The organism is Streptomyces sp. NPDC050287 (genome assembly GCF_044459385.1).
Classification (GTDB): domain Bacteria; phylum Actinomycetota; class Actinomycetes; order Streptomycetales; family Streptomycetaceae; genus Streptomyces.
Genome location: NZ_JBITIY010000003.1, coordinates 790521 through 816338, shown reverse-complemented (window position 1 = coordinate 816338; position 25818 = coordinate 790521). Strand labels below are relative to the sequence as shown.

Annotated in this window: 22 protein-coding genes and 1 tRNA gene; 14 read left to right on the top strand and 9 right to left on the bottom strand. The window is 70.8% G+C overall.

Going from position 1 to position 25818, the window contains the following annotated elements; translation table 11 throughout:
- Positions 1-182 precede the first annotated feature (182 nt).
- Complete coding sequence (locus tag ACIBK3_RS14035) at positions 183-1454, top strand: MFS transporter (RefSeq protein ID WP_399365208.1); 1272 nt, start codon at positions 183-185, stop codon at positions 1452-1454.
- A gap of 147 nt (positions 1455-1601) precedes the next feature.
- On the opposite strand, the gene ACIBK3_RS14030 is transcribed toward ACIBK3_RS14035, so the two are convergent.
- Positions 1602-2567, bottom strand: a complete 966-nt coding sequence (locus ACIBK3_RS14030) for a LysR family transcriptional regulator (protein WP_399365207.1) — start codon at positions 2565-2567, stop codon at positions 1602-1604.
- Positions 2568-2689: 122 nt separating this feature from the next.
- On the opposite strand from ACIBK3_RS14030, the gene ACIBK3_RS14025 reads away from it, so the two are divergent.
- The 9 genes from ACIBK3_RS14025 (at position 2690) to ACIBK3_RS13985 (ending at position 11290) form a co-directional block, all read left to right on the top strand.
- A complete protein-coding gene (locus ACIBK3_RS14025; RefSeq protein ID WP_399365205.1) occupies positions 2690-3670 on the top strand; it encodes a fumarylacetoacetate hydrolase family protein in 981 nt (326 codons plus the stop codon).
- The gene (locus ACIBK3_RS14020) at positions 3667-4638 is read left to right on the top strand and encodes a cyclase family protein (RefSeq protein WP_399365203.1); all 972 of its coding nucleotides are present in this window, start codon (positions 3667-3669) and stop codon (positions 4636-4638) included. Before ACIBK3_RS14025 ends, ACIBK3_RS14020 begins: the two co-directional genes overlap by 4 nt.
- Positions 4639-4805: 167 nt before the next feature.
- Entirely contained in the window at positions 4806-5969 is a 1164-nt protein-coding gene (locus ACIBK3_RS14015; RefSeq protein WP_399365201.1) for an FAD-dependent oxidoreductase, read from the top strand.
- Complete coding sequence (locus tag ACIBK3_RS14010; protein ID WP_399365199.1) at positions 5966-6991, top strand: amidohydrolase family protein; 1026 nt, start codon at positions 5966-5968, stop codon at positions 6989-6991. The genes ACIBK3_RS14015 and ACIBK3_RS14010 overlap by 4 nt, the downstream gene beginning before the upstream one ends.
- Before the next feature lie 12 nt (positions 6992-7003).
- The gene (locus ACIBK3_RS14005) at positions 7004-7942 is read left to right on the top strand and encodes a VOC family protein (protein WP_399365197.1); all 939 of its coding nucleotides are present in this window, start codon (positions 7004-7006) and stop codon (positions 7940-7942) included.
- A gap of 163 nt (positions 7943-8105) precedes the next feature.
- A complete protein-coding gene (locus tag ACIBK3_RS14000) occupies positions 8106-9077 on the top strand; it encodes a fumarylacetoacetate hydrolase family protein (RefSeq protein ID WP_399365195.1) in 972 nt (323 codons plus the stop codon).
- A complete protein-coding gene (locus ACIBK3_RS13995; protein WP_399365193.1) occupies positions 9074-9823 on the top strand; it encodes an SDR family NAD(P)-dependent oxidoreductase in 750 nt (249 codons plus the stop codon). Before ACIBK3_RS14000 ends, ACIBK3_RS13995 begins: the two co-directional genes overlap by 4 nt.
- Before the next feature lie 28 nt (positions 9824-9851).
- Positions 9852-10634 carry a CoA transferase subunit A gene (locus ACIBK3_RS13990; RefSeq protein ID WP_399365191.1) on the top strand — a complete coding sequence of 261 codons (783 nt, stop codon included), beginning with the start codon at positions 9852-9854 and terminating at the stop codon, positions 10632-10634.
- Positions 10631-11290, top strand: coding sequence for a CoA transferase subunit B (locus ACIBK3_RS13985; protein WP_399365189.1), 660 nt, complete (start codon positions 10631-10633; stop codon positions 11288-11290). Before ACIBK3_RS13990 ends, ACIBK3_RS13985 begins: the two co-directional genes overlap by 4 nt.
- 172 nt (positions 11291-11462) lie before the next feature.
- Here ACIBK3_RS13985 and ACIBK3_RS13980 read toward each other — a convergent pair whose 3' ends face one another.
- The 8 genes from ACIBK3_RS13980 to sucC form a co-directional block, all read right to left on the bottom strand.
- Positions 11463-11879: a roadblock/LC7 domain-containing protein gene (locus ACIBK3_RS13980; protein WP_399365187.1), complete on the bottom strand. Its 417-nt coding sequence runs from the start codon at positions 11877-11879 to the stop codon at positions 11463-11465.
- Positions 11876-13786, bottom strand: a complete 1911-nt coding sequence (locus tag ACIBK3_RS13975; RefSeq protein WP_399365590.1) for a nitrate- and nitrite sensing domain-containing protein — start codon at positions 13784-13786, stop codon at positions 11876-11878. The genes ACIBK3_RS13980 and ACIBK3_RS13975 overlap by 4 nt, the downstream gene beginning before the upstream one ends.
- Positions 13787-14452: 666 nt before the next feature.
- Complete coding sequence (locus ACIBK3_RS13970) at positions 14453-14590, bottom strand: hypothetical protein (protein ID WP_399365185.1); 138 nt, start codon at positions 14588-14590, stop codon at positions 14453-14455.
- Between the two features lie 19 nt (positions 14591-14609).
- Positions 14610-14694, bottom strand: a tRNA-Leu gene (locus ACIBK3_RS13965).
- A 140-nt stretch (positions 14695-14834) separates the two neighbouring features.
- Positions 14835-14978, bottom strand: a complete 144-nt coding sequence (locus tag ACIBK3_RS13960; protein WP_399365183.1) for a hypothetical protein — start codon at positions 14976-14978, stop codon at positions 14835-14837.
- Positions 14979-15261: 283 nt separating this feature from the next.
- Complete coding sequence (locus ACIBK3_RS13955; RefSeq protein WP_399365181.1) at positions 15262-16821, bottom strand: aldehyde dehydrogenase family protein; 1560 nt, start codon at positions 16819-16821, stop codon at positions 15262-15264.
- A gap of 113 nt (positions 16822-16934) precedes the next feature.
- Positions 16935-17846 (bottom strand): succinate--CoA ligase subunit alpha, encoded by a 912-nt coding sequence (gene sucD, locus ACIBK3_RS13950; protein ID WP_399365179.1) that lies wholly within the window; start codon positions 17844-17846, stop codon positions 16935-16937.
- 14 nt (positions 17847-17860) lie between these two features.
- Entirely contained in the window at positions 17861-18991 is a 1131-nt protein-coding gene (gene sucC / locus ACIBK3_RS13945; RefSeq protein WP_399365588.1) for an ADP-forming succinate--CoA ligase subunit beta, read from the bottom strand.
- 176 nt (positions 18992-19167) lie between these two features.
- Here sucC and ACIBK3_RS13940 point away from each other — a divergent pair, with 176 nt between their 5' ends.
- The 4 genes from ACIBK3_RS13940 (at position 19168) to ACIBK3_RS13925 (ending at position 25817) form a co-directional block, all read left to right on the top strand.
- The gene (locus ACIBK3_RS13940) at positions 19168-20850 is read left to right on the top strand and encodes a thiamine pyrophosphate-binding protein (RefSeq protein WP_399365177.1); all 1683 of its coding nucleotides are present in this window, start codon (positions 19168-19170) and stop codon (positions 20848-20850) included.
- 10 nt (positions 20851-20860) lie between these two features.
- On the top strand, positions 20861-22102 hold the full coding sequence (gene frc, locus ACIBK3_RS13935; protein ID WP_399365175.1) for a formyl-CoA transferase: 1242 nt from the start codon (positions 20861-20863) through the stop codon (positions 22100-22102).
- Between the two features lie 4 nt (positions 22103-22106).
- Positions 22107-24302, top strand: coding sequence for an acetate--CoA ligase family protein (locus ACIBK3_RS13930; RefSeq protein ID WP_399365586.1), 2196 nt, complete (start codon positions 22107-22109; stop codon positions 24300-24302).
- A gap of 123 nt (positions 24303-24425) precedes the next feature.
- Positions 24426-25817, top strand: a complete 1392-nt coding sequence (locus tag ACIBK3_RS13925; protein ID WP_399365173.1) for an OFA family MFS transporter — start codon at positions 24426-24428, stop codon at positions 25815-25817.
- The last annotated feature ends 1 nt before the right edge of the window (position 25818 follow it).

The window sequence follows — 25818 nt, the reverse complement described above, 5'->3', positions numbered from 1 at the left end:
GCCGGATACGGGATTCGGATCGCGCGGAGGGTGGCGGTGCGGCCCCCGGCGGCACATAGTCGTCGCTACCCGCACGCCGCTGTCCGGACCAGCCGCCGACGTGCGGTCGTCCCCGACATGCCGTGCGCCGTCGGCGCCCAAGAAGGCATGCCCGCACTCGTACGCCGTCCCCTGGAGTCGCCATGCCCGGTTCCGTGTCCCCGACCCCGTCCTCCGCCGCGGTCGACGACGGTGCTCCGTCACCCGTCGCCGTCTCGGACCGGGCGCATCTGCTGCGCCTGACCTTGCTGATGGTGGGCAGCTGTCTGCCGATCCTGGGGGCGGTGCTGATCGCCCCGGTGCTGCCGAGGATGCAGGACCACTTCGCCTCGACGCCGGGGGCGAAGGCGTTGGTGCCCCTCGCATTGACCGTTCCGGCGCTGTCGCTGGCGCTGCTGGCCCCGTTCGCCGGGGTGATCGTGGACCGGCTCGGCCGCAAGCGCCTGCTGATCGTGGCGACCGTCCTGTACGCCATGTTCGGAACGGCGCCGCTCTGGCTGGACTCGCTGGGCGCGATCATCGCCAGCCGTGCCCTGGTCGGTGTCGCCGAGGCCGCCATCATGACCTGCTGCACCACCCTGATCGGCGACTACTACAGCGGTCAGCAGCGGGTGAAGTACCTGGCGCTGCAGGCCGTGTGCACCTCCGCGTCGGCCACCGCCTTCTTCCTGGTCGGCGGCGCCGTCGGCGCGGCGGGCTGGCGCGTGCCCTTCTGGATCTACGCCGTGAGCCTGGTGATCGCCCCGCTGATGGCCGCCGCTCTGCCCAACCCGGCGGCCCGCGCGGCCACCCACGAGGCCCCGGCCGTGGCCATCACCGGTCGTCCGTTCCCCTGGCGGCCGCTGGCGGGGATCTGCGCCCTCACCTTCTTCGGAGCGATGGTCTTCTACACGGTCCCGGTGGAGATGGCGTACCTGCTCGACGACCTCGGTGTGGAGGACCCCGGCGTCATCGGTCTGGCCACGGCGATCGCGAGTGCCGCCACCGTGGCCGGAGCGCTCGTGTTCGCCCGGCTGAAGCGCTCCCCGGACGCGACGCTGCCCGCGGTCTTCGCGGTCTGTGGCGCCGGTTTCGGGGTGATGTTCCTCGCCGGCAGCGCCCCCCTGCTGGTCGTCGGGGCGGTGGTCAACTGCCTGGGCACGGGCATGCTGCTGCCCGCCCTCCTCACCAGTGCCATGTCCCGCCTGGCGTTCGAGGACCGCGGCCGCGGTACGGGGCTGTGGACGTCGGCCTTCTTCGGCGGTGCGTTCGTCTGCCCGTTGCTGCTGCTCGCCCTGGAGTCGGCGGTCGGCGGTCTCGCGGGTGCGGTGGGCCTGCTCGGTGCGGCTGCCGCGGTTGTCGCGGCGGGACTGTGGGGTGCCCTGCGCCGCGCGGAAGCCGCGCATCCCCGGCCGCTGCCGAAGCAGCCGGCCTGAGGCCGCGGAGCCGGCGGGCCGGGGCACCGACAACAATGGCCCGGCCGCCGTCCCGCATCGCATACCGGCCTCGCCGTCGTACCGGACGCACCGGGGCGGCGGCGAGGCCCACATGCGCCGAACACCTGGCGGGTTTCCGGGCCGGAATCAGAGCAGGCCCGGAGCCCGCCCTGCACCCTGTACGACGGACACGCCGTCGTCGGGGCCGTGGCCCTCCAGCGTCGCGCCCACCTCCGTCGCCTTCTGCCGCAGCCAGATGTGGCCCGCGTCCTGGGTGTGCACCGGGTGCCACCACATCGCCTCCTGCACCGGCACGGCCTCGAACGGGCAGGGCAGGACCCGCACGGCGGCGGAGCGGACCGCCTTGCCGGCCAGGCGCTCCTGGATCATCGCGATCCGGCGGGTGCCCTCGACCATGTGGGGCAGCAACTGGAAGGTCTGCACGGACACCTCCACCCTGGGGCTGATGCCGAGCATGCCGAGCTGGCGGGCGGCCGGGGCGTCGTAGGGGCGCTGGTAGACGGCCCAGGGCAGGCGGGCCAGTTGGTCGAGGGTGAGTTCGCCGGCGATCTCGGGGTGGTCGTCGGCGACCATGCACAGCCAGCGGTCCTGGTGGAGGTCGACGTAGGGAAAGCCGTCGATGACGCCGTGCGGCATCAGCAGTCCGTCGACGGTGCTCAGCAGGGCGGCGGTGTTCTCCTCGACGGAGGGCGCCGGGTGCTGGAAGGTGAGCCGGACACCGGGTGCCTCCTGGTGCAGGACGCGGGCGAGCGCGGCGCCGAACACAGCCGCGCCGTAGTCGGCGGCGAGCAGGGTGAACTCCCGGGTCTCCACGGCCGGGTCGAAGTCGGCCTGGCTGGAGAAGACGCGCTCCAGCAGGTCGCACGCGGTGGCGCTGCGGTCCCGCAGGGCCACACCGAGCGGTGTCAGCTCGTAGCTGTTGCCCGTGCGGGCGAGCAGTTCGTCGTCGAAGTGGCGGCGCAGCCGGGACAGCGCCGCGCTCATCGCGGGCTGGCTCAGTCCGACGCGCTCGCCGGCCCGGGTGACGTTGCGCTCCTCCAGCAGCGCGCGCAGGGCGAGCACCAGGTTGAGGTCGAGTCGGGACAGGTTCACCGGGCACCGCCTATGCGAGTGAGAGTCATCCACGGCATGGATGGGACACATCCACAGGATTGATTTCCGCGATTCTCCGATGGGGGTCACAGTAGACCGCAACCCAGCAGGGAGGAAATTTGATGGCAACGCTCGCGCAACCTGCCGGCCCGTTCGCGCTCGGCACGTTCTCCGCTCCGGACGGGGTGCCGTTCCCCGGTCTCCTGGCCAGGGACCGCGTGCTCGACCTGGGCGGAGCCCTGGACTGGGCACCCTCCGGACTGCGAGCCGTACTGGAACGGTGGGAGGAGACCCTCCCCGTCCTGCACTCCCTGGCGGACGACGACACGCTCGACTGGCGGCCGCTGGACGGCCTGCGTGTGCACGCCCCCCTGGAGCCCTGTCAGATCTTCCAGTCCGGTGCCAACTACCGCCAGCACGTGATCGACCTCGAGGTCGCCCACCGCTCCTCCGACGACCCGCGCACCGTCGAGGAGGCCCGCGCCGAGATCGCCGCGATCATGGACCGCCGGGCCGCCGAGGACCTGCCGTACGTGTTCATCGGCCTGCCCAGCACCATCACGGGCCCGTACGACGACGTTGCACTCCCCTCCTGGGCGAAGAAGCCGGACTGGGAGCTGGAGTTGGCGGCCGTCATCGCCAGGCCCGCCTATCGGGTCTCCGTCGAGGAGGCCCTGGAGTACGTCGCCGGCTACACGATCGCCAACGACCTCACCGACCGCGCCACCGTCTTCCGCCGGGACATGCCCGCCATCGGCACCGACTGGCTGCGCTGCAAGAACGCCCCCGGCTTCACCCCGCTCGGGCCCTGGATCGTGCCCGCCGAGTCCATCGCCGACCCGGGTGACCTGCGGGTCACGCTGAAGCTGAACGGTGAGACCATGCAGGACGAGTCCACCAAGGACATGCTCTTCGGCGTCGCGCGGCTGGTGTCGTACATCTCCCAGACCTCCCGTCTCCTGCCCGGAGACCTGGTGCTGACCGGCAGCCCGGCCGGCAACGGCATCCACTGGGGGCGGCTGCTGCGCGACGGCGACGTCATGGAGGGTTCGATCACCGGTCTGGGTGTGCAGCGCACCCGCTGCGTGGAGGAGAAGTCGTGAGCCTGGACCGCCACGACCCGGAGGGCGCGATCGCGGAGGCCGCCAAGGCCTGCTCCAACTGGGGGCGCTGGGGTGAGGACGACGTGCTCGGCACGCTGAACTTCCTCGACGAGGCCAAGCGGCGCGAAGGCGCGGCGCTGGTGCGCCGGGGCGTGAGCTTCTCCCTCTCGCAGCGGTTCGACATGAACGGCCCGCAGAAGGGCTGGCGCCGGCGGACCAACCCGGTGCACACCATGCTCGACACCGGCACCGACGCCGCCCTCGGCAATCAGGGCTTCCCACACGGTATCGGCGGCGCGGACGACGTGATCGCGATGCCGCTGCAGTGCTCCACCCAGTGGGACGGCCTCGGGCACATCTTCGACCACGGCAAGGCGTGGAACGGACGCGACGCCGAGAAGGTCGTCACCTCCGCCGGCGACCTGGTCACCGGGATCGAGCACATGGCCCCGTACGTGGCCGGTCGCGGCGTCCTGCTGGACGTGGCCCGGGCCATCGGCGACGACGACGGCGAACCGGAGCTGCCCGACGGTTTCGCGATCAACGAGGAGCACCTGACCGCGACCGCCGAGGCCCACGGCGTGAGCGTCGGCCGCGGCGACATCGTGCTCGTCCGCACCGGGCGCCTCGCCCGCGCCCGGCGTGACGGCTGGGGCGACTACGCGGGCGGCCCCGCGCCCGGCCTGTCGTTCACCACCGCCGGCTGGCTGCACCGCAGCGAGATCGCCGCGATCGCCACCGACACCTGGGGCTTCGAGGTCCGGCCGAACGAGTTCGAGAACGCCTTCCAGCCGCTGCACCAGGTCGTCATCCCCAACATGGGCCTGCTGATCGGCGAGATGTGGGACCTCGACACCCTCGCCGCGGACTGCGCCGACGACGGCGTGTACGAGTTCTGGCTCACCGCCGCTCCCCTCCCCATCACCGGCGCCGTCGGCTCCCCCGTGAACCCCGTCGCCGTCAAGTAGCCCGAGCGGCCCGCTCAGCCCTCGGCCGCCGGACGCGTCCCTCCCCGGACAGCGACGGCGCATCCGGTCCGTCCCTCGCACCATCCCCGGCCCGCTTTCCCAGCAGGCGACAGCCGCACCCCCGCCGCCCGAAGCCGCGCGGCCCAACCCCGGGAGGTATCCCCGACATGGCTGACAGCTTCCCCCTCCCCCAGCCTCCGGCTGGGGGCGACCCCATCGTCCTGGTCATCGGCGGAGGCACCTCCGGAAACGCCCTGACCGTCCTGCTGCGCCGGGCCGGGATCGCCGTCGACCTCGTCGAGGCGAGCCCCGACTGGAAGGCCTCCGCCGGCTCCGGAATCACCCTTCAGGGCAACGCGCTGCGCGTGCTGCGCGAGGTGGGAGTCCTCGAAGGGATCGAGAAGGACGGATACGCCGCCGACGGCCTCGCGGTCCTCGCCCCCGACGGCACCGTGCTGCACGCCCACGAGGAACTCCGCACCGGCGGCGACGACCTGCCCTCTCACATCGGTATGCAGCGCCCCAGGCTCCAGCAGCTCCTCATCGACCAGGTGCGCGCCTCGGGCGCCGATGTCCGCCTGGGCACCACGGCCACAGCCTTCCAGCAGGACGGCGAGGGCGTGGACGTGACCTTCTCGGACGGCACGAGCCGGCGGTACGACCTGGTGGTCGGCGCCGACGGGCTGCACTCCGCCACCCGCTCCATGATCGGCATCACCGACGAGCCCCAGCCCACCGGCATGGGCATCTGGCGTGCCCCCGCGCCCCGCCCGGCCGGTGTCCGCCGCACCGAGATGATCTACGGCGGACGCTGTTTCATCGCCGGGTACTGCCCGACCAGCGAGGACACGGTCTACACGTACCTCGTCGAACCGGCCCGCGACCGGGCCTCGCTGGACCCGGACGCGTTCGCCGACGAGATGCGGGCGCTCAGCGAGGGCTACGGCGGCGTGTGGGAGGAGCTCCGCGCCGCGTTCACCGACCCGAAGGCCGTCAACTACACGTGGTTCGACCGGCTTCTGGTGGAGGGCCCGTGGCACCGCGGCCGGGTCGTGCTCCTCGGGGACGCCGCCCACGCCTGCCCGCCCACCTTCGCCCAGGGCGCCGCGATGTCCCTGGAAGACGCCCAGGTCCTCGCCGACCTGCTGACCGGCCGGGACTCCTGGGACGACCAGCTCCTCACCGACTACCACGCCCGACGGCTGCCCCGTGTACGCATGGTCGTCGACGCCTCCGTCCAGCTCGCCCAGTGGCTGCTCGACGGGGTGCGCGACGCGGACGTGCCCGGGCTGATGCACCGCACCCTGAGCGCGCTGAAGGAGCTCCCGTGACCCGGCCCCCGTCGACTCCGACGATCGACGTCCACGCCCATCTGCTGCTCCCGGAGGTCGAGGAGGCCGTCGCCGGTCACACCGGCCTCGCCGAGGCCCGCGATCTCGACGCCCGCCGCAACGGGCCGGCGGCCCTCGCCGTGAACGGTCCCATGGTGGGCGCGCGAGTGCCGAGGCTGACGGACGTGGCCGCGCGCCTGGCGGCCATGGACGCGGCCGGCGTGGACGTGCAGCTGGTGAGCCCCTCTCCGTCCCACTACCACTACTGGGCCGAGCCCCAACTGGCCGAGCGGGTATGCCGGCTGGCCAACGAGGGCACCGCCGCGCACTGCGCCAAGGCCCCCGACCGGCTGCACGGCCTCGGGCTGATCCCGCTCCAGCACCCCCACCTCGCGGTCCCTTTGCTCGACCACGCCCTGGACGAGGGACTGAAGGGCGTGGAGCTCTCCTCGCACGCGCCGGGGCCGGGTGGGACACGGGCGGTGGAACTCTCCGACCCGCGGCTCGCGCCCTTCTGGGCGCGCGCGGAGGAGACCGGCGCCCTGGTCTTCCTGCACCCGTTCGGCTGCACGCTCGACGAGCGTCTTGACCAGTGGTACCTGTCCAACACGGTCGGCCAGCCCACCGAGAACGCGGTCGCCCTCTCGCACCTGATCTTCTCCGGGGTCCTGGACCGCCATCCGGACCTGAAGGTGATCGCGGCGCACGGCGGCGGCTACCTCCCCACCCACATCGGCCGCTCCGACCACGCCTGGAGGGCCCGCCCCGACGCCCGGGACTGCGCCCGTGAGCCGAGCGGCTACCTGAAGCAGCTCTACTTCGACTCCCTTGTCCACGACCCGCACGTACTGCGGGAGCTGGTCCGCGCCGCCGGGCCGGACCGGGTCCTGCTCGGCTCCGACTACCCCTTCGACATGGGCACCGAGGACCCGCTGGGCGCGCTGCGCGCCGCGGACCTGCCCGACGCCGACTTCCACGCCGTGCGCGGCGGAAACGCCGCCGCCCTGCTCAACCTCGCCTGAGGAGGAACCCCCATGAGCAACCGCCTGCTCACCCATCTCCGGCACGTCGACCTCGCCGTGCCCGACTACGACAAGCAGCTCGACTTCTACGCCGGCGTCTGGGGCCTGACCAAGGTCGCCGAGGAATCCGGGATCTCCTTCCTCGCCGCCGAGGGCAGCCCCGAGCAGTACGTCGTACGGCTGCGCGAGGCCGACGAGAAGCGCCTCGACCTGGTCTCGTACGGGGCGGGCAGCCCGGCCGACGTGGACACCCTGGCCGGGCAACTCCTCTCCCAGGGCGTGCAGTTGGTGTCCCAGCCGGGCAAGCTCGACACCCCGGGCGGCGGTTACGGCTTCCGCTTCTTCGACGTCGACGGCCGCACCATCGAGGTCTCCGCCGACGTGGAGGCGCGGCAGCACCGCCGCGTCGAGGAGAAGGAGTCGATCCCGGTCCGCCTGTCGCACGTGGTGCTCAACTCCCCGGACCTGAACAGGACCCGTGAGTGGTACGAGCGCCACCTCGGCTTCCGTCTCTCCGACACACTGGGCTCGCCGCACATGGGCGAGGTCATGCACTTCATGCGGATCAGCAACCAGCACCACTCGATGGCCATCGCCAAGGGCCCGCACACCTCGCTGCACCACGTCTCCTTCGAGATGCGCGGCCTGGACGAGTACATGCGCGGCTCCGGCCGCGTGATGCGGGCTGGGTTCCGCAAGCTCTGGGGCCCGGGCCGGCACATGGCGGGCGACAACACCTTCACGTACTTCCTCGACCCGCACGGCAACACCGTCGAGTACACCACCGAGCTGGAGGAGCTGGACGAGGACACCTGGCACCCCCACGTCTACGACTTCTCGGAGCCCGAGGTCACCGACCAGTGGGGCACCGCGAACCCGATGAACGAACTCATCGTCAAGGAGTCGTTCAACGACGTCGACCGCGGCGTGTTCGTCGCCCCGCCGGTCTGACCGTCCGGCGTCCGACCGTCCGGCGACTTCTGACCGTCCGACCGGCAAGGTCCCCAAGTCACCGGGGCGCGGCGATCCCCTGTCAGCCCCGACTGCCCGCCGTGCCCCGGGCTCCCCGTGCCCTCCCGCCCCACGCCATCGCCCATGCCGACAGGACCCTCCCATGCGCTTCGCCACGTACGAACACCGCGACCAACACCATGTGGCCGTCGTCGACGAGGACGGCACGCTCCGCCCCCTGCCCGGTATCCACTCCCTGACCGGACTGCTCACCGAGGGGGGCGGCCTGCCGCAACTGCTCGAGACGGGCACCAGGACGCTCGACGCCCCGGCCGGTCCCCATGTCTCCGAGGTGCGGCTGCTGCCGCCGCTCCAGCCGCCCACCGTGCGGGACTTCGTCACCTTCGAGGAGCACGTCGAGGGCGTACGGCGGTCCGTGGACGGGGCCGCGGGGGTACCGGAGCGGTGGTACGCGGCGCCGACGTTCTACTTCACCAACCCCTACGCGGTGTACGGCCCGCACGACGACATCCCCGTGCCCCCGGGATCGAGCGTCCTCGACTTCGAGCTGGAGGTCGCCGCCGTGATCGGCAAGGAGGGCCGCGACCTCACCCCCGAGCAGGCCCGCGACCACATCGTCGGCTACACCGTCTTCAACGACTGGACGGCCCGCGATCTGCAGTCCGCCGAGATGAGGGTCGGCCTCGGCCCCTGCAAGGGCAAGGACACCGCCACCACGCTGGGTCCCTGCCTGGTCACCGCCGACGAGCTGGAGAAGTACCGGGACGCGGACGGCTTCCTGCGTCTGGCGCTGACGGCGGAGATCAACGGGGAGGTCGTGGGCAAGGACCTGCTGTCCAACATGAGCTGGACCTTCGAGGAGCTGGTCGCCTACGCCTCGCGAGGTACGGTCGTCCGCCCCGGCGACGTCCTCGGTTCCGGGACCTGCGGCAACGGCGGCTGCCTCGCCGAACTGTGGGGCGTACGAGGCAGGCAGGACCCGCCGCCGCTGAAGCCCGGCGACACGGTCACGCTCACCGTCGAGGGCATCGGCACGGTCTCCAACACCGTGGTCGCAGGCGCCGCTCCCGTCCCGGTTCCGACCGCCCGCCGCCGCAGCCGGGAGCGGCCGTGACCGACGTGAACCCCAAGCGTCTTCTCGGCAAGGTCGTGGTCGTCACCGGCGCGGCCCGCGGTCAGGGCGCCGCGGAGGCCGAGGCACTGACCCGCGAGGGCGCCCGGGTGATCGCCACCGACGTCACTGAGGCACCCGGCTGCCGCCGCCTCGACGTCAGCAGCGAGGAGGACTGGGCCCAACTCGCCGACGAACTGCGGGAGTCGTACGGGCAGGTGCACGGCCTGGTCAACAACGCGGGCGTCACCTGGCGCGCCCGGATCGACGAGGTACGGCCCGAGGACATGGCCCGGGTCCACGCGGTCAACGTCACCGGGCCGCTTCTGGGCATCCAGCACCTGGTGCCGTTGATGCGCCGGGGATCGTCGATCGTGAACGTCGGTTCGTCGGCGGCGCTGACCGCCCACTATCCCGTCGCGTACACCGCGAGCAAGTGGGCGCTGCGCGGCCTGTCGAGGACCGCCGCCATGGAACTGGGTCCCCGTGGCATCCGCGTGAACATCATCCACCCGGGCTTCATCGAGACGGACATGACCGCCTCCGCGGCGCCCGCGTTCCGCGAGGCGAACGTCCGCGGGACACCGCTCGGCCGCACCGGAACCGTCGGCGAGATCACCCCGCTCGTCACCTTCCTCCTCTCCGACGAGGCGTCCTTCATCACCGGGGCCGAGATCCCGGTCGACGGCGGCCTCACCGCGCACGGCGGCGCGAAGTCCATCTCCGACGCCCTGCGCACGGACAGCTGACCCCGCGGAACAGAAAGGCCCTCTTCTCATGGACAAGGTCTGGGCGAGCGCCGCGGAGGCGGTCGCCGACATACCCCAAGGCGCGTCCCTGGCCGTCGGCGGCTTCGGCCTCAGCGGCATCCCCGACGTGCTCATCCAGGCCCTCCACGCCCAGGGCGCCACGGGTCTGACGGTCGTGTCGAACAACTGCGGCGTGGACGGGCACGGATTGGGCGTCCTGCTGGCCGACGGCAGGATCACCCGTGTCACGGGCAGTTACGTGGGCGAGAACAAGGAGTTCGCCCGTCAGTACCTGTCGGGCGAGCTGGAGGTGGAGCTGGTGCCGCAGGGCACGCTGGCCGAGCGGCTGCGCGCCGGAGGGGCGGGCATCCCTGCCTTCTACACCCCGGCCGGCGTAGGCACCCAGGTGGCGCGCGGCGGACTGCCGTGGCGCTACGCGGCCGACGGCCGCGTAGCCGTGGCCTCACCGCCCAAGGAGACGCGCGACTTCGCCGACCGCCGTTACGTCCTGGAGCACGGCATCACCACCGACTTCGCCCTCGTACGGGCCTGGCGCGGCGACCGCCACGGAAACCTGGTCTTCCGTAAATCCGCCGCCAACTTCAACCCACTGGCTGCGATGGCCGGCCGCATCACCGTCGCCGAAGTGGAGGAACTCGTCGTGCCGGGAGCGCTGAGCCCGGACGAGATCCACCTGCCGGGCATCTTCGTCCAGCGGATCGTGGCCCTCACTCCGGCCCAGGCCGCCGACAAGCACATCGAACGCCTTTCCATGTCCACGTCTTCGACACGAGGGACCGTCCGCGCATGAGCACCACCCTTGGTACGAAACCGGGCTGGACCCGCGATCAGATGGCCGCCCGCGCCGCCGCCGAACTCACCGACGGCTCCTACGTCAACCTCGGCATAGGCCTGCCCACCCTCATCCCCGGTCACCTCCCCCCGGACGTCCATGTGGTCCTGCACTCCGAGAACGGCATCCTGGGCACGGGCCCGTACCCGGCCGAGGACGAGGTCGACCCCGATCTGATCAACGCGGGCAAGGAGACCGTCACCGTGCTGCCGGGAGCCTCCTTCTTCGACTCGGCCCTGTCCTTCGGCATGATCCGCGGCGGCCACATCGACATCGCCGTGCTCGGCGCCATGCAGGTCTCCGCCGCTGGCGACCTGGCCAACTGGATGATCCCCGGCAAGATGATCAAGGGCATGGGCGGCGCGATGGACCTGATCCACGGCGCCCGGCGGGTCGTCGTCCTGATGGAACACACCGCCAAGGACGGCAGCCCGAAGATCGTCAAGGAGTGCGCCCTTCCGCTCACCGGCGAACGGTGCGTCCACCGCGTCATCACCGACCTCGGCGTCCTCGACGTCACAGCCGGGGGCCTTGCGCTGGTGGAGTGCGGGCCGGGTGTGACCGCCGAGTACATCGCGGCCCGCACAGAAGCGCCTCTGATCCGGAAGCCGTGAACCAAGGACACACAACGTCGGGCGGGCAGGGACCGTGGTCGCGGCCCCCCCCCCCCCCCCCCCCCCCCCCCCCCCCCCCCCCCCCCCCCCCCCCCCCCCCAACAACCCCCCCCCCGGGGGGGGGGGGGGCCGCCCCGCCCCCCCCCCCCCCCCCCGACGTTGTGTGTCCTGTTCAGCGCACGAACGGAGACGGTTGGGGTCGGCCGATGAGTTGCGGGGTCATGAGTGCGCCGGCGCGGTCGGCGAGGACGGCCATCTCGTAGCCGACGAGGCCGATGTCGCAGCCCTCCTCGGCGAGGACGCCGAGGCAGGAGCCGTCACGCATGTGGTTGACCATCATGAACCCGTCCAGCATTTCGATCATGACGAGCTTCATCCCGCGGAAGCCGTATGTGTCGGCGGCGTTCTGCGTGAGGGACACGATGCCGGACACCACGGCGGACGGGTGGTCGGCGAGATCACGGCTGAGTCCGTCGGAGGCCGCGATGAGGAGGCCGTCGGAGGAGACGGCGACCGCGTGGGTGACGCCGTCGGCGGTGCGGGCGAAGTCGGAGATGAGCCAGGCGAAGTTCTGGTGCGCGGAGGTCACGGGGTTCGGGATCCTATCTGGCTTCGGCGCGCGCGACGCCCGCCCGGAAGCCGTTGAGCATGGAGGAGACGTGCGCCCGTCGGTCGGGCGGCGGGGCTTCGTCGGGGGCGAGGATCTTGGCGGGCAGGGTGACGAGCGAGGACACGCCCCCCGCCGGGCGTCTCGGAGAGCAGGACCTCGACGCCGAGGCGGGTGGCGAGACGGCCGACGACGTAGTGGCCGAGGTAGCGGGTGGGCGCGACGAGGAACGCCTCCCTCCCCGCGATGCGGGCGTTGGCGCGGGCGAAGTCCTCGGGGGACATGCCGACACCGTGGTCGACGACGGCGATGCGGTAGTCGTTGCCGTCCGCCCAGCCGTGGACGTCCACGGACTGCTCCGGCGGGGAGAAGGTGAGGGCGTTCTCGACGAGCTCGGCCAGCAAGTGGGAGAGCTCGGCGACGGCCCGGCCGCTGATCCGGCGGGGCTCGACCTCGGCGATGGCGACCCGTCGGTACTGCTCGACCTCGCCGAGGGCGGACTGCACCAGTTCGAGGCTGGTGGCGGTCACGCTGCTGATCTGAGGGCTGCGTTCGTCGACGGGGACGAGGAGGCTCTCCGCGTTGCGGCGCATACGGGTCGCGAGGTGGTCGAGTTCGAAGAGCTCGGCGAGCGCCTCGGGGTCGAGTTCCTGCTGTTCGAGGGCTGTGATGAGGCCCAGCTGACGGCGGACGAGCCCCTGGTTGCGGCGGCCGAGGCTCGCCAGGGACTCGGCGGTATTGCGGCGCAGCACGGCCTGCTCGGCGGCCAGGCCGGCGGCGGTGCGCTCGACGTTGTGCAGGGCGGCGACGACTCGGGAGATCTCCTGTGCGCTACTGGGTGGCCGTCCGCCGCCTTCGGGCTGGACGAGTTCGCCGGACTGGATACGGGCCATGGTCTCGGGCAGGCGGCGCCGGGCGACGTCGTCGGCCTCACGGGCGAGTGCGTCGAGGGGCCTGGTGATGGAGCGGCCGGCGAGTACAGCGGCCACGATGAGGGCGGCGATCGTCAGCAGGCCGAAGGCGAGGTAGCCGGTCAGGGCGGCGGCGGCATCGTCGCTGAGGGCTTTGGCGCGGGCCTGGGCGTCGGCGTCGACCCTGCGCTGTGCGTCGTACACGGTGCGGTCGGCGCGGTTCATGTTGCTGGTGAACCCCGTGGGGTCGGCGTCGATCTTCGACCCGTCGGCAGCCTTGAGGGCCGCGTTCTCGGCGATGTCGAGGCGCTTGGTCACCGGCGAGGAGAACATCTTCATGACGGCATCGCGCTGGGCGGGAGTGGCGAGCCTGAAGAAGCGGTCCATGGCGGAGATACGGGTCGCCCGCGCCTCCACGAAGTCCAGGTAGCTCGTTCCCCGGAACGAGCCCGCGGCGAGAACGCCGCTGAGCAGGCTGCCTTCCTGACTGCCGGCCTCCTTCGCCTCGGCGAGGGCCTCCAGAGCGGCAAGGTCGTCCCGCAACTGCCGGTCGCCGCGCGCGGCCTTGTCCTCGGTGGGGTCCGCGGCGTTGAGCGCGCTGATGACGCCCATGTAGTACGCGTAGGTCTCCTTCCGGTCGGCAGAGCCCGAATCCACGGACGCACGGATCGAGGCCAGCCGGTTCAAGCGGCTCATCGCCCCCGCCACGACCGGCTCGTCCCGAAGCTCACGGCGGGACGCGTCGACCCGCCCGCGGCTGCCGGTGACCTGCGGGCGGTAGCTCCTGTCGCCGGCGACCAGGCCGTTGGTGTACGTGCGCTCCACCTGCAAACGGTGCACCAGGCCCTGGACGCGCAGGGTCACATCGATCCGCGACCTGGTGTCATGGGCGTCCCGGTACGCCTGGAGCTGCTTGGTGACGGCTGTGGCGAGCGGTCGAGCAGGACGTGGCGGTCGAGCAGTCGGCCGCGCCGACATTCGCTTCGGCGCCGTTCTGCGGTCGGACACGAGACCCGGCTGCGCTGGAATCAGCCCGACGCCTGGATCTGGTCCACCGACACCGCCCACAAGCCGCTGATCGACACCGAGACCTTCGAGCATGCCCAGGCCCTGCTGGCAGCCAAGGGCGCCGGTCACACGACGCGCGAGCGGCAACGCACCAGCCACCCGTACGTCCTGCGCGGGCTGCTGCACCGCGGGATCTGCGGGCGACGCATGCAGGGCCAGCGCAGCCGCGACGTCCTGTACTACCGCTGCCGCTTCCCCAACGAATACGCGCTCGCCAACAAGGTCTCCCACCCGCGCAACGTCTACCTCGCGGAGCGGGACCTGATCCCCTCGCTCGATACCTGGCTTGCACGAGCCTTCGCCCCGCACCGGCTCCACGACACCATCACTCGCATGCACGCGGCCCAGCCAGACCCCACCCCCGCGCCGGAGGCCGAGGACGCCCTGCACGTGATCGCCGAATGCGACGCCAAGATCGCCCGCTACCGCGAAGCCCTGGAAGCGGCCACCGACCCGGAACTCATCGCCCAGTGGACCGCCGAGGCCCAGGCCCGCCGTGCCCAGGCCCTCGCCCAGACCCGCAGGCCCACCAGCGAGCACCACCTCAGCAAGGAGGACATCCACGCGATGATCACATCACTCGGCAACATCCGCGACGTGCTCGCCGACGCCGAACCAGAAGACAAGGCCGACGTCTACCAGAACCTGGGCCTCCACCTCACCTACGACCCCACAAAACAGCTTGTGCGGGCCGAGGCTCAGCTCGACCCGCACAAGTTGGGGATACGGTCAGTGTCCGAGGGGGGACTTGAACCCCCACGCCCGTTAAAGGGCACTAGCACCTCAAGCTAGCGCGTCTGCCATTCCGCCACCCGGACGAGGTGTCCGTCGCCTGGACGGGGGTGTTCCCCGCGGCGACATGGACAACAATACCAAGCTTTCGGAGTGCCTTTCACCTGCGTTTCCGTGCCGGCGGCAGCGCCTGCGCGCGACCGGGCCGACGCCTCGGGCCGGCCGGTCACGGGTGGGCGCCGGCGCCGTCCGTGAAGTCGGCCGCCGCGGCCCGTACCTTGCGCTGCTGCTCGCGGGAGAAGTCGACGAGCATCTGGAAGGCGGCGCGCTCGATCAGGGGGCGGCCCTCCAGGGCCTCGTTGAGCCGCATCAGCGACAGGATGAATAACCGAATGATGCCGGTTGAATACGGGGCGAACCGCGGCTCGGCCTTCGTCGCGGCCGCCGTCCCGGCGGACGACGCGCAGGTCCACCCCTTCCTGAGGGTGACGGTCGGCGGGACCGCGGTGCCGGTCCCGCCGACCGATTCACTGGGGCCCGCCTTCGACGCCGGATCTACGCGGTCATTCCGTGACGCGCGCGGCCGGCGCGTCGGTGCGGCCCACGGTTCGCCGGGTGATGCCGAGGGGGTGAGGGGATCGCCCGGCCGCCGGTCAGGGCATGAGGTGGTAGTCCGGGAAGTTCCCGGGCAGCCGCTCCTGTGCCGGGCCCCGCGTCACGGCACGCACCAGCAGCTCACCGCCGACGAACGCGCCCCGCCAGGACGCCCCGAATCCGCCGAACAGTTCGTCGCGGTCGCCCCGCGAGCGCGGCTTGCCGTGGCCGACCTTGAACGCGCGGATCTGCGGGGCTAGCCGGTCGAAGGTCGCCCGGTCGTCCGTGGACAGCGTGGCCACCAGCGCGCCGTTGGACGCGTTCATCGCGGCCAGCAGCTCCGCCTCCGTGTCGACCAGGACGATGGTGTCGACCGGGCCGAAGGGTTCCGCGTGGTGCAGCGGGGAGGACGGCGGCGGGTTCAGGAGCGTGACCGGCTGGACGTACGCCGAGGTGTCCTGGCCGGGCAGGAAACGGGCGTCGGCCGGCTTGCCCCGGTGCAGCGGGACGGCGCCGCGCTCGACGGCCTCGGCGACCTGGTCACACAGTTCCTTGGCCTTGGTCGCGTTGATCAACGGTCCGAAGTCCAGCTCCGGATACGGGTCGTCGCGCTTCTCGACGGCGAGCGGGTGGCCGACGCGCAGGGTGCGGACCGCCGGAAGGTACGCGGCGAGGAACTCGTCGAACAGGTGCCGTTGGACGACGAAGCGCGGGTACGCCGTGCACCGCTGCTTGCCGTAGTCGAAGAGCTTGGGCACGACCGCGGTGAGCGCGTCCCAGTCCGTGTGGTTCCAGATGCCCCAGGTGTTGAGTCCTTCCTGTTCGAGTACATGCCGCTTGCCGAGGTCGGCGACGGCCGTGGCCACCGCGGCGCCGGTGTCGCGGCCGCCGACGAAGGAGACGCAGCCGATCTCGGGCGCCCGCACCAGCGCATGGGACAGCTCGCCGCCGCTGCCGCTGACCAGGGTGACGGGGACCCCCTCGCGGGCGGCGAGCGCGCAGGCCAGGGTCAGACAGGCGACACCGCCGTCGGTCGGGGTCTTGGCGATGACCGCGTTGCCTGCCAGTGCCTGTACCAGCACTGCGTGAACGAGCACGCTCATCGGGTAGTTCCAGCTGGCGATGTTGGACACCGGACCGTCCAGCGGGGCCCGGCCCTCCAGCATGGGGTCGATGCCGTCGACGTACCAGCGCACCCCGTCGACGGCTCGGTCGACGTCCGCCTGCGCGAGCCGCCAGGGCTTGCCGATCTCCCACACCAGCAGCAGCGCGAGCAGTTCGCGGTGGGCGGTGAGGGCGTCGAGGGTGGCGGCGACGCGGGCGCGGCGCTCGTCGAGAGGGATGTGGCGCCAGGCGCGGTGCTGGTCGAGCGAGGCGCGGACGGCCTGCTGGGCGGTGTCCCGGTCCAGACGCGGTGGGCCGGCGACGGGGCCGCCGTCGACGGGGCTGGTGGCGGGCAGTGCCCTGCCGTCGGCTCGCCAGGCGGCGCCCCAGAGGTTGAGGACACGGTCGTCGCGGAACGCCTCGGGCGCGACAGCGAGACAGCGCTGCCAGGCGTCGGTCCAGGATGTGCCTGATTTGAGGGTGAGGGTGGGCGTGGAGATGAGGGTGGTTGCCATACGGGGTTCTCCGCTCTCGGTGCACAGTCGGGGGCGGTGGTTACCTGGCTGGGGTGGACGCCGGCGAAGGATCGCCGCTCCGGAAAGTTACCGCATGTCACCTATGAGTGAGGTCACGCACCCAGCCGGGCCAGCACCAGGCGGGCCGTCTCGGTGGGCGTGCCGCCGACCTGGACGCCGACCGCCTCCAGCGCCTCCTTCTTGGCCTGCGCGGTGCCGGCCGAGCCGGACACGATCGCGCCCGCGTGCCCCATCGTCTTGCCCTCGGGGGCGGTGAAGCCGGCGATGTAGCCGACGACGGGCTTGGTGACGTGCTCGCGGATGTATGCGGCCGCCCGCTCCTCCGCGTCGCCGCCGATCTCCCCGATGAGGACGATGATCTCGGTGTCGGGGTCGTCCTGGAAGGCGGCGAGGCAGTCGATGTGGGTGGTGCCGACGACGGGGTCGCCGCCGATTCCCACACAGGTGGAAAAGCCGATGTCGCGGAGTTCGTACATGAGTTGGTAGGTGAGCGTGCCGGACTTGGACACCAGTCCGATGCGGCCCGGTTCGGCGATGTCCGCGGGGATGATGCCCGCGTTGGACTCGCCGGGGGTGATCAGGCCCGGGCAGTTGGGGCCGATGATCCGGGTGCCTCTCTGCCTCGCGTACGCCGTGAAGGCGACGGAGTCGTGGACCGGGATGCCCTCGGTGATGACGACGGCGAGGCCGATACCGGCGTCGGCGGCCTCGATGACGGCCGCCTTGGCGAACGCGGGCGGCACGAAGACGACGGTGACGTCGGCGCCGGTGGCCCGCATACCGTCGGCGACCGAGCCGAAGACCGGCACGGCGCCGGGGACACCTCCCGGGCCGTTCAGGCACTGGGGGACGTCGAAGTCGACGGTACGGCCCGCCTTGCGCGGGTTGACTCCGCCGACGACGTTCGTGCCGGCCGCGAGCATGCGGCGGGTGTGTTTCATGCCCTCGCCGCCGGTCATGCCCTGGACGAGGACCTTGCTCTCTTTGGTCAGGTAGATGGCCATGTCGTCCCGTCTTCTCAGGCTGTGGTGGCGAGTTGGGCGGCACGGCGGGCGGCGCCGTCCATGGTGGTGGCCTGCTGGACCAGCGGGTGCGCGCGTTCTTCGAGGATGGCGCGGCCTCGTACGGCGTTGTTGCCGTCGAGGCGTACGACGAGCGGTTTGGTCAACTGCACGCTTTCCAGGGCCCGCACGATGCCGTCGGCGACCGCGTCGCAGGCGGTGATGCCGCCGAAGACGTTGACGAGGACGGACTTCACGGCCGGGTCGGAGAGGATGACCGACAGCCCGTCGGCCATGATCTGGGCCGACGCCCCGCCGCCGATGTCGAGGAAGTTGGCGGGGCGGGCTCCGCATCCGGCGACCACGTCGAGCGTCGACATGACCAGTCCGGCGCCGTTTCCGATGATGCCGACCTCGCCGTCGAGTTTGACGTAGTTGAGGCCCTTCGCGGCGGCCGCGGCCTCCAGCGGATCCTCGTGCGCGGGGTCGCCGTCGCCCCAACGTGCCTGCCGGAATCGGGCGTTGTCGTCGAGCGTGACCTTGCCGTCGAGGGCGAGGATCTGTCCCTGCCGGGTGCGCACGAGTGGGTTGACCTCGACGAGGACGGCGTCCTCGCGGACCAGTACCTCCCACAGCCGTACGAGGACGTCGACGGTCTGCGGCGGCAGCCCGGCCGCCTCGGCGATCTCGGCGGCCTTCGCCGAGGTGACGCCCTCGGCCGGGTCGACGGGGACACGGGCGACGGCCTCCGGACGGCCGGCGGCGACCTCCTCGATCTCCATGCCGCCCTCCGCGGAGGCGATGGCGAGGAAGCGGCCGGCGGCGCGGTCGAGGACATAGGAGACGTAGAACTCGGTCTCGATGTCCACGGGTTGGGCGAGCATGACCGTGCCGACCCTGTGGCCCTTGATGTCCATGCCGAGGATCTGCCGTGCCGTGAGTTCGGCGGCGGCCGGGTCGGCGGCGAGTCGGACGCCGCCCGCCTTGCCCCGGCCGCCGGTCTTCACCTGGGCTTTCACCACGACCCGGCCGCCCAGCCCGCGGGCGATCTCGCGCGCTTTCTTGGGCGAGTCGGTGACCTCGGCCCTCGGTACCAGGATGCCGTGTTCCTCGAAGAGTTCCCTTGCCTGATGTTCGTACAGGTCCATCTCGGCTCCCGTCTGGAAGGTCATCGCGAGGCCGAACTCCGATGACCGAAAGTGCCGCACGCCCCCTGGACACCACCCACCGGATGCGGGATAACAAGCTTCATACAGTATTCGTCGACTGTATGCAATGTACCGCGAGAGCCTTCCAACCCCCTACGAAGGGACAGGACTTCGCCATGCCCGACGACACCCAGGACGTCATTTCCGGTGGTCATCTCGTTGCCAAGGCGCTGAAGGCCGAGGGGGTCGACCGCATCTACACCCTGTGCGGCGGCCACATCATCGACATCTACGACGGCTGCGTCGACGAGGGCATAGAAGTCGTCGACGTCCGGCACGAGCAGGTCGCCGCCCACGCCGCCGACGGCTACGCACGCATCACCGGCAAGCCCGGTTGCGCGGTCGTCACCGCGGGTCCTGGCACCACCGACGCCGTCACCGGTGTCGCCAACGCCTTCCGCGCGGAGTCCCCGATGCTGCTGATCGGCGGCCAGGGGGCGCTCAGTCAGCACAAGATGGGGTCCCTGCAGGACCTGCCGCACGTCGACATGATGGCCCCGATCACCAAGTTCGCGGCGGCCGTGCCGGACACGGCCCGCGCGGCGGACATGGTGTCCATGGCGTTCCGCGAGTGCTACCACGGCTCGCCCGGCCCCTCCTTCCTGGAGATCCCGCGCGACGTCCTCGACGCGAAGGTCCCGGTGGCCAAGGCGCGCGTACCGAAGGCCGGCGCCTACCGCGCCTCCACCCGCTCGGCCGGCGACCCCGAGGCCATCGAGAAACTCGCCGACCTGCTGGTGCACGCGGAGAAGCCGGCCATCCTGCTGGGCAGCCAGGTGTGGACGACCCGGGGCACCGAGGCGGCCATCGATCTCGTCCGCACCCTCAACATCCCCGCCTACATGAACGGCGCGGGCCGCGGCACGCTGCCGCCCGGCGACCCGCACCACTTCCAGCTGTCGCGCCGGTACGCCTTCTCCAACGCCGACGTCATCGTGATCGTCGGTACGCCCTTCGACTTCCGCATGGGCTACGGCAAGCGACTCTCCCCGGACGCGACCGTCGTGCAGATCGATCTCGACTACCGCACGGTCGGCAAGAACCGCGACATCGACCTCGGGATCGTCGGCGACGCCGGGCTCGTGCTCAAGTCCGTGGCGGAGGCCGCCTCGGGACGCGTCAACGGCGGGGCGTCCCGGCGCAAGGAGTGGCTCGACGAGCTGCGGGCCGCCGAGCAGACCGCCATCGAGAAGCGGCTGCCCAGCCTGAAGTCCGACGCCTCACCGATCCACCCGTACCGCCTGGTCAGCGAGATCAACGACTTCCTCACCGAGGACTCGGTCTACATCGGTGACGGCGGCGACATCGTCACCTTCTCCGGGCAGGTCGTGCAGCCCAAGTCCCCCGGGCACTGGATGGACCCGGGCCCGCTCGGCACCCTCGGCGTCGGCGTCCCCTTCGTGCTCGCGGCCAAGCAGGCACGGCCCGACAAGGAGGTGGTGGCCCTCTTCGGCGACGGCGCCTTCTCCCTCACCGGCTGGGACTTCGAGACCCTCGTCCGCTACGGCCTCCCCTTCGTCGGCATCGTCGGCAACAACTCCTCCATGAACCAGATCCGCTACGGCCAGGCCCAGAAGTACGGCCAGGAACGCGAGCGGATCGGCAACACCCTCGGCGACGTCCACTACGACAAGTTCGCCCAGATGCTGGGCGGTTACGGCGAGGAGGTCCGCGACCCCGCCGACATCGGCCCCGCGCTGCGCCGGGCCCGCGAGTCGGGCAAGCCCTCGCTGATCAACGTCTGGGTCGACCCGGACGCGTACGCCCCCGGAACCATGAACCAGACGATGTACAAGTGAGGTGCCCCCCATGACCGGTACGTCCACCAAGGCGCTTGAAGGCATCCGTGTCCTGGACATGACGCACGTCCAGTCCGGACCCTCAGCGACACAGCTCCTCGCCTGGCTCGGCGCGGACGTCGTCAAGCTGGAGGCGCCGACCGGTGACATCACGCGCAAGCAGTTGCGTGACCTCCCGGACGTCGACTCCCTCTACTTCACGATGCTCAACTGCAACAAGCGGAGCATCACCCTCAACACCAAGACCGAACGCGGCAAGGAGATCCTCACCGAACTGATCCGGCGCTCCGACGTCATGGTCGAGAACTTCGGGCCGGGCGCGGTCGACCGCATGGGCTTCACCTGGGACCGCATCCAGGAGATCAATCCGCGGATCGTCTATGCCTCCATCAAGGGGTTCGGGGACGGCCCGTACACCGACTTCAAGGCGTACGAGGTCGTCGCTCAGGCCATGGGCGGGTCGATGGCGACCACCGGTTTCGAGGACGGGCCACCGCTGGCGACGGGGGCCCAGATCGGGGACTCGGGCACGGGCATCCACGCCGTGGCGGGGATTCTCGCGGCGCTGTACCAGCGGGAGAACACCGGGCGCGGTCAGCGGGTCAATGTGGCCATGCAGCACGCTGTGCTCAACCTCTGCCGGGTGAAGCTGCGCGACCAGCAGCGCCTGGCACACGGCCCGCTCGCTGAATATCCCAACGACGACTTCGGCGACGAGGTTCCCAGGTCCGGAAACGCGTCCGGCGGCGGCCAGCCCGGCTGGGCGGTCAAGTGCGCGCCGGGCGGCCCCAACGACTACGTGTACGTCATCGTGCAGCCGGTCGGCTGGCAGCCCATCAGCGAGCTCATCGGCCGGCCCGAACTGGCCCAGGACCCCGAGTGGGCCACCCCCGAGGCCCGGCTGCCGAAGCTCAACAAGATGTTCCAGCTGATCGAGGAGTGGTCCTCGACCCTGCCCAAGTGGGAGGTGCTGGAGAAACTCAACGCCCACAACATCCCGTGCGGTCCGATCCTGTCCACCAAGGAGATCATCGAGGACCGCTCGCTGGTCGCCAACGAGATGGTCGTCACCGTGCCGCACCCCGAGCGCGGCGAGTTCACGACCGTGGGCAGCCCGCTCAAGCTCTCCGACTCCCCCGTGGAGGTGACCAGTTCACCCCTGCTGGGCGAGCACAACGAAGAGGTGTACGTCGGCGAGCTCGGTCTCGGCGACGAGGAGCTGCGCCTGCTCAAGTCGAACGGAGTGATCTGACGTGATGGCCGAAGACCGCGCCCTGAGGGTGCGCGCGCTGCTCGACTCCGTGCGGGCCGAGGGACGCGCCGCGCTGACCGCGCCCGAGGGCAAGGTGATCGCAGACGCGTACGGGATCGCCGTACCCGGTGAGGAGCTGGCGACCGACGTCGACGAGGCGGTGGCGTTCGCGGCGCGCTTCGGCGGGCCGGTCGTGATGAAGATCGTCTCCCCGGACATCCTGCACAAGACGGACGCCGGCGGGGTGATCGTCGGCGTCGAGGGTGCGGCGGACGTGAAGGCCGCGTTCCACACCATCATCGACAACGCGCGCGCGTACGACGCGGATGCCCGCATCAAGGGCGTACAGGTGCAGGAGTTGCTGCCGAAGGGTCAGGAGGTCATCGTCGGCGCGGTGACGGACCCGACGTTCGGGAAGGTCGTCGCGTTCGGGCTGGGCGGGGTGCTGGTCGAGGTCCTCAAGGACGTCACCTTCCGGCTCGCGCCGGTGGACGCCGACGAGGCGCTGTCCATGCTGGACTCGATCCGGGCGGCGGAGATCCTGCGCGGGGTGCGCGGCGGGCCGGCCGTGGACCGGTGGGCGGTCGCCGAGCAGATCCGGCGGGTGTCCCAACTGGTCGCGGACTTCCCGGAGATCGCGGAGGTGGACCTCAACCCGGTGATCGCGACACCACAGGGCGCGGTCGCCGCGGACATCCGGGTCATCCTCGCCGAGTCCCAGCCGCCACCGCGCCGGCAGTACACGCGGGACGAGATCCTCACCTCCATGCGCCGCCTGATGCAGCCCCGTTCGGTCGCGGTGATCGGCGCCTCCAACGAGCAGGGCAAGATCGGCAACTCGGTGATGCGCAACCTCGTCGACGGTGGTTTCGCCGGGGAGATCCATCCGGTGAACCCCAAGGCCGATGACATTCTGGGCCGCAAGGCGTACAAGAGTGTCACGGACGTTCCCGGTGAGGTGGATGTGGCGGTCTTCGCGATCCCCGCCAAGTTCGTGGCCGCGGCCCTGGAGGAGGTGGGACGCAAGAAGATCCCGAACGCCGTACTGATCCCCTCCGGGTTCGCGGAGACCGGTGAACACGCCCTCCAGGCCGAGATCGTGGCGATCGCCGAACGGTACGGCATCCGGCTGCTGGGGCCGAACATCTACGGCTACTACTCGACGTGGCAGGACCTGTGCGCCACGTTCTGCACGCCGTACGACGTCAAGGGCGGCGTCGCGCTGACCTCCCAGTCCGGTGGCATCGGGATGGCCATCCTGGGCTTCGCGCGGACCACCAAGACGGGCGTGTCGGCGATCGTCGGCCTCGGCAACAAGTCGGACCTGGACGAGGACGACCTGCTGACCTGGTTCGGCGAGGACCCGAACACCCAGTGCATCGCGATGCACCTGGAGGACCTCAAGGACGGCCGCGCCTTCGTGCGGGCCGCGCGGGCGACCGTACCGAAGAAGCCGGTCGTCGTCCTCAAGGCGGGCCGTACGGCGGCGGGGGCGAAGGCCGCCGGGTCGCACACCGGGGCGCTGGCGGGCGACGACGCCGTGTACGACGACATCCTGAGGCAGGCCGGTGTCATCCGGGCGCCGGGTCTGAACGACATGCTGGAGTACGCGCGCGGGTTGCCCGTTCTGCCCGCTCCCCAGGGCGACAACATCGTCATCATCACGGGCGCCGGGGGCAGCGGCGTCCTGCTCTCGGACGCCGTCACCGACAACGGGCTGTCCCTCATGGAGATCCCGCCGGACCTGGACGAGGCGTTCCGGAAGTTCATCCCGCCCTTCGGGGCCGCGGGCAACCCGGTGGACATCACCGGGGGCGAGCCGCCGTCGACGTACGAGGCGACGATCCGCCTGGGCCTTGAGGACCCGCGCATCCACGCGCTCGTCCTCGGCTACTGGCACACCATCGTCACTCCCCCGATGGTCTTCGCGGAGCTCACCGCGCGCGTGGTGGCCGAGTTCCGGGAGCGTGGCATCGAGAAGCCCGTGGTGGCCTCGCTCGCGGGCGACGTCGAGGTCGAGGAGGCCTGCCAGTACCTGTACGAGCGCGGAGTCGTGGCGTACCCGTACACGACGGAGAAGCCGGTGGCCGTGCTGGGTGCGAAGTATCGGTGGGCGCGGGCGGCAGAAAGGCTGGGGGCCGAAGGCCCTCCGGTAGGGCGGTGGCGGGAGACGGGCGGGATGTTGGGAGGCGGTTCATGACGTAGGTGGACGCGGGGTCGGCCGGCGGTGCGCGTCGGCCGGCCCCGGGACCCGTGCGCACACGAAAGGCATTGGACAGGGGGCGCTGGCCAGAGCTTTCGACGCAAGGGGTGCGACACACACATGACAACCACCGACCTCTCGACATCCGTTCCCCACAGGGAGGTGACGGACCGCAACGGCCGCGTGTACCGGCTCGGAGAGACCGACCGGGACATCATGGGACGGCCACGATGGACCATGGTGCTCTTCCCGTGGATGGGCATGCTGGGCATCAGCTCCTCGGAGTACGCGTTCACCTCCGCCGAGGACACCCTGCACGAGGCCCATCTGTGGAGCAGTGGGCACATCTTCTGGCTGATGGGCGTCTGGGTGTTCTTCCAGGCGGCCGTGGCCTTCCCGGCCGGGCAGCTGCGCGAGAGCGGCAAGCTGCCCGCGCGGTACGCGATGATGCTCGGCGCGCTGGGCACGATCCTGGGGTATCTCTCGCTCGCGTTCGCGCCGAACGTGGTCGTCGCCTACCTCGGTTTCGGCATGTGCAGCGGCATCGGTGCCGGACTCGTCTACGCGACCTGCGTGAACATGGTCGGCAAGTGGTATCCGGAGCGCAAGGGCGGCAAGACCGGCATGGTCAACGGCGGCTTCGCCTACGGCTCGGTGCCCTTCGTGTTCCTGTTCACCTCGTACATGGACCTGAGCAACTACGAGAACGTCCTGGTGACGGTGGGCCTGATCTGCTGCGCCGTGGTGGCGTTCGCGGGGTGGTTCTTCAAGGACCCGCCGAAGAACTGGTGGCCCGCAAACGTCGACCCGCTCAGGCTCACCGACGACCCGAAGATCCGGCGCGCGCTGGAGAAGAACCCTCCGGCGGTCAAGCAGTACACGCCCAAGGAGGCGGCCCGTACGCCCGTCCTGTGGATGATGTGGTTCTGTCTGCTGTGCACGGCGGGGATCAATATCTTCGGCATCGCGTTCCAGGTGCCGTTCGGCAAGGACATGGGCTTCGCCGGCGGCATCGTGGCCACGGCGATGTCCCTGAAGGCCATCGTCAACGGCACCGGACGCGGCGTGATCGGCTGGATCTCCGACAAGTTCGGCCGCCGCCACACACTGATCATCGTGTGCCTGGTGCTGGGGACCGCGCAGTTCGGCGTGCTGATCTCCGGCCAGATGGGCAGCATGCCGTTCTTCCTGTTCTGCTCCATGGTCTCCGGCTTCGGCGGCGGCGCGATCTTCCCGCTGTTCGCGGCCATGACGGCGGACTACTTCGGCGAGAACAACAACGCCTCCAACTACGGCATGGTCTACAGCTCGAAGCTGATCTCGGGGCTCGTGGGCTCCGGCGTCGGCTCCATCGTGGTCGGCGCCTGGGACTACGAGGGCGCGTTCGCCCTGGCCGGCTCCATCGGCCTGGCCTCCGCCGTCCTGGCCCTCTTCCTGAAGGCCCCCGGCAGGCCCCAGCCCCGTCGCCGCATCGTCCCCAATCCGCACCCGCTCGGCGAGGAAATGGCGTGAT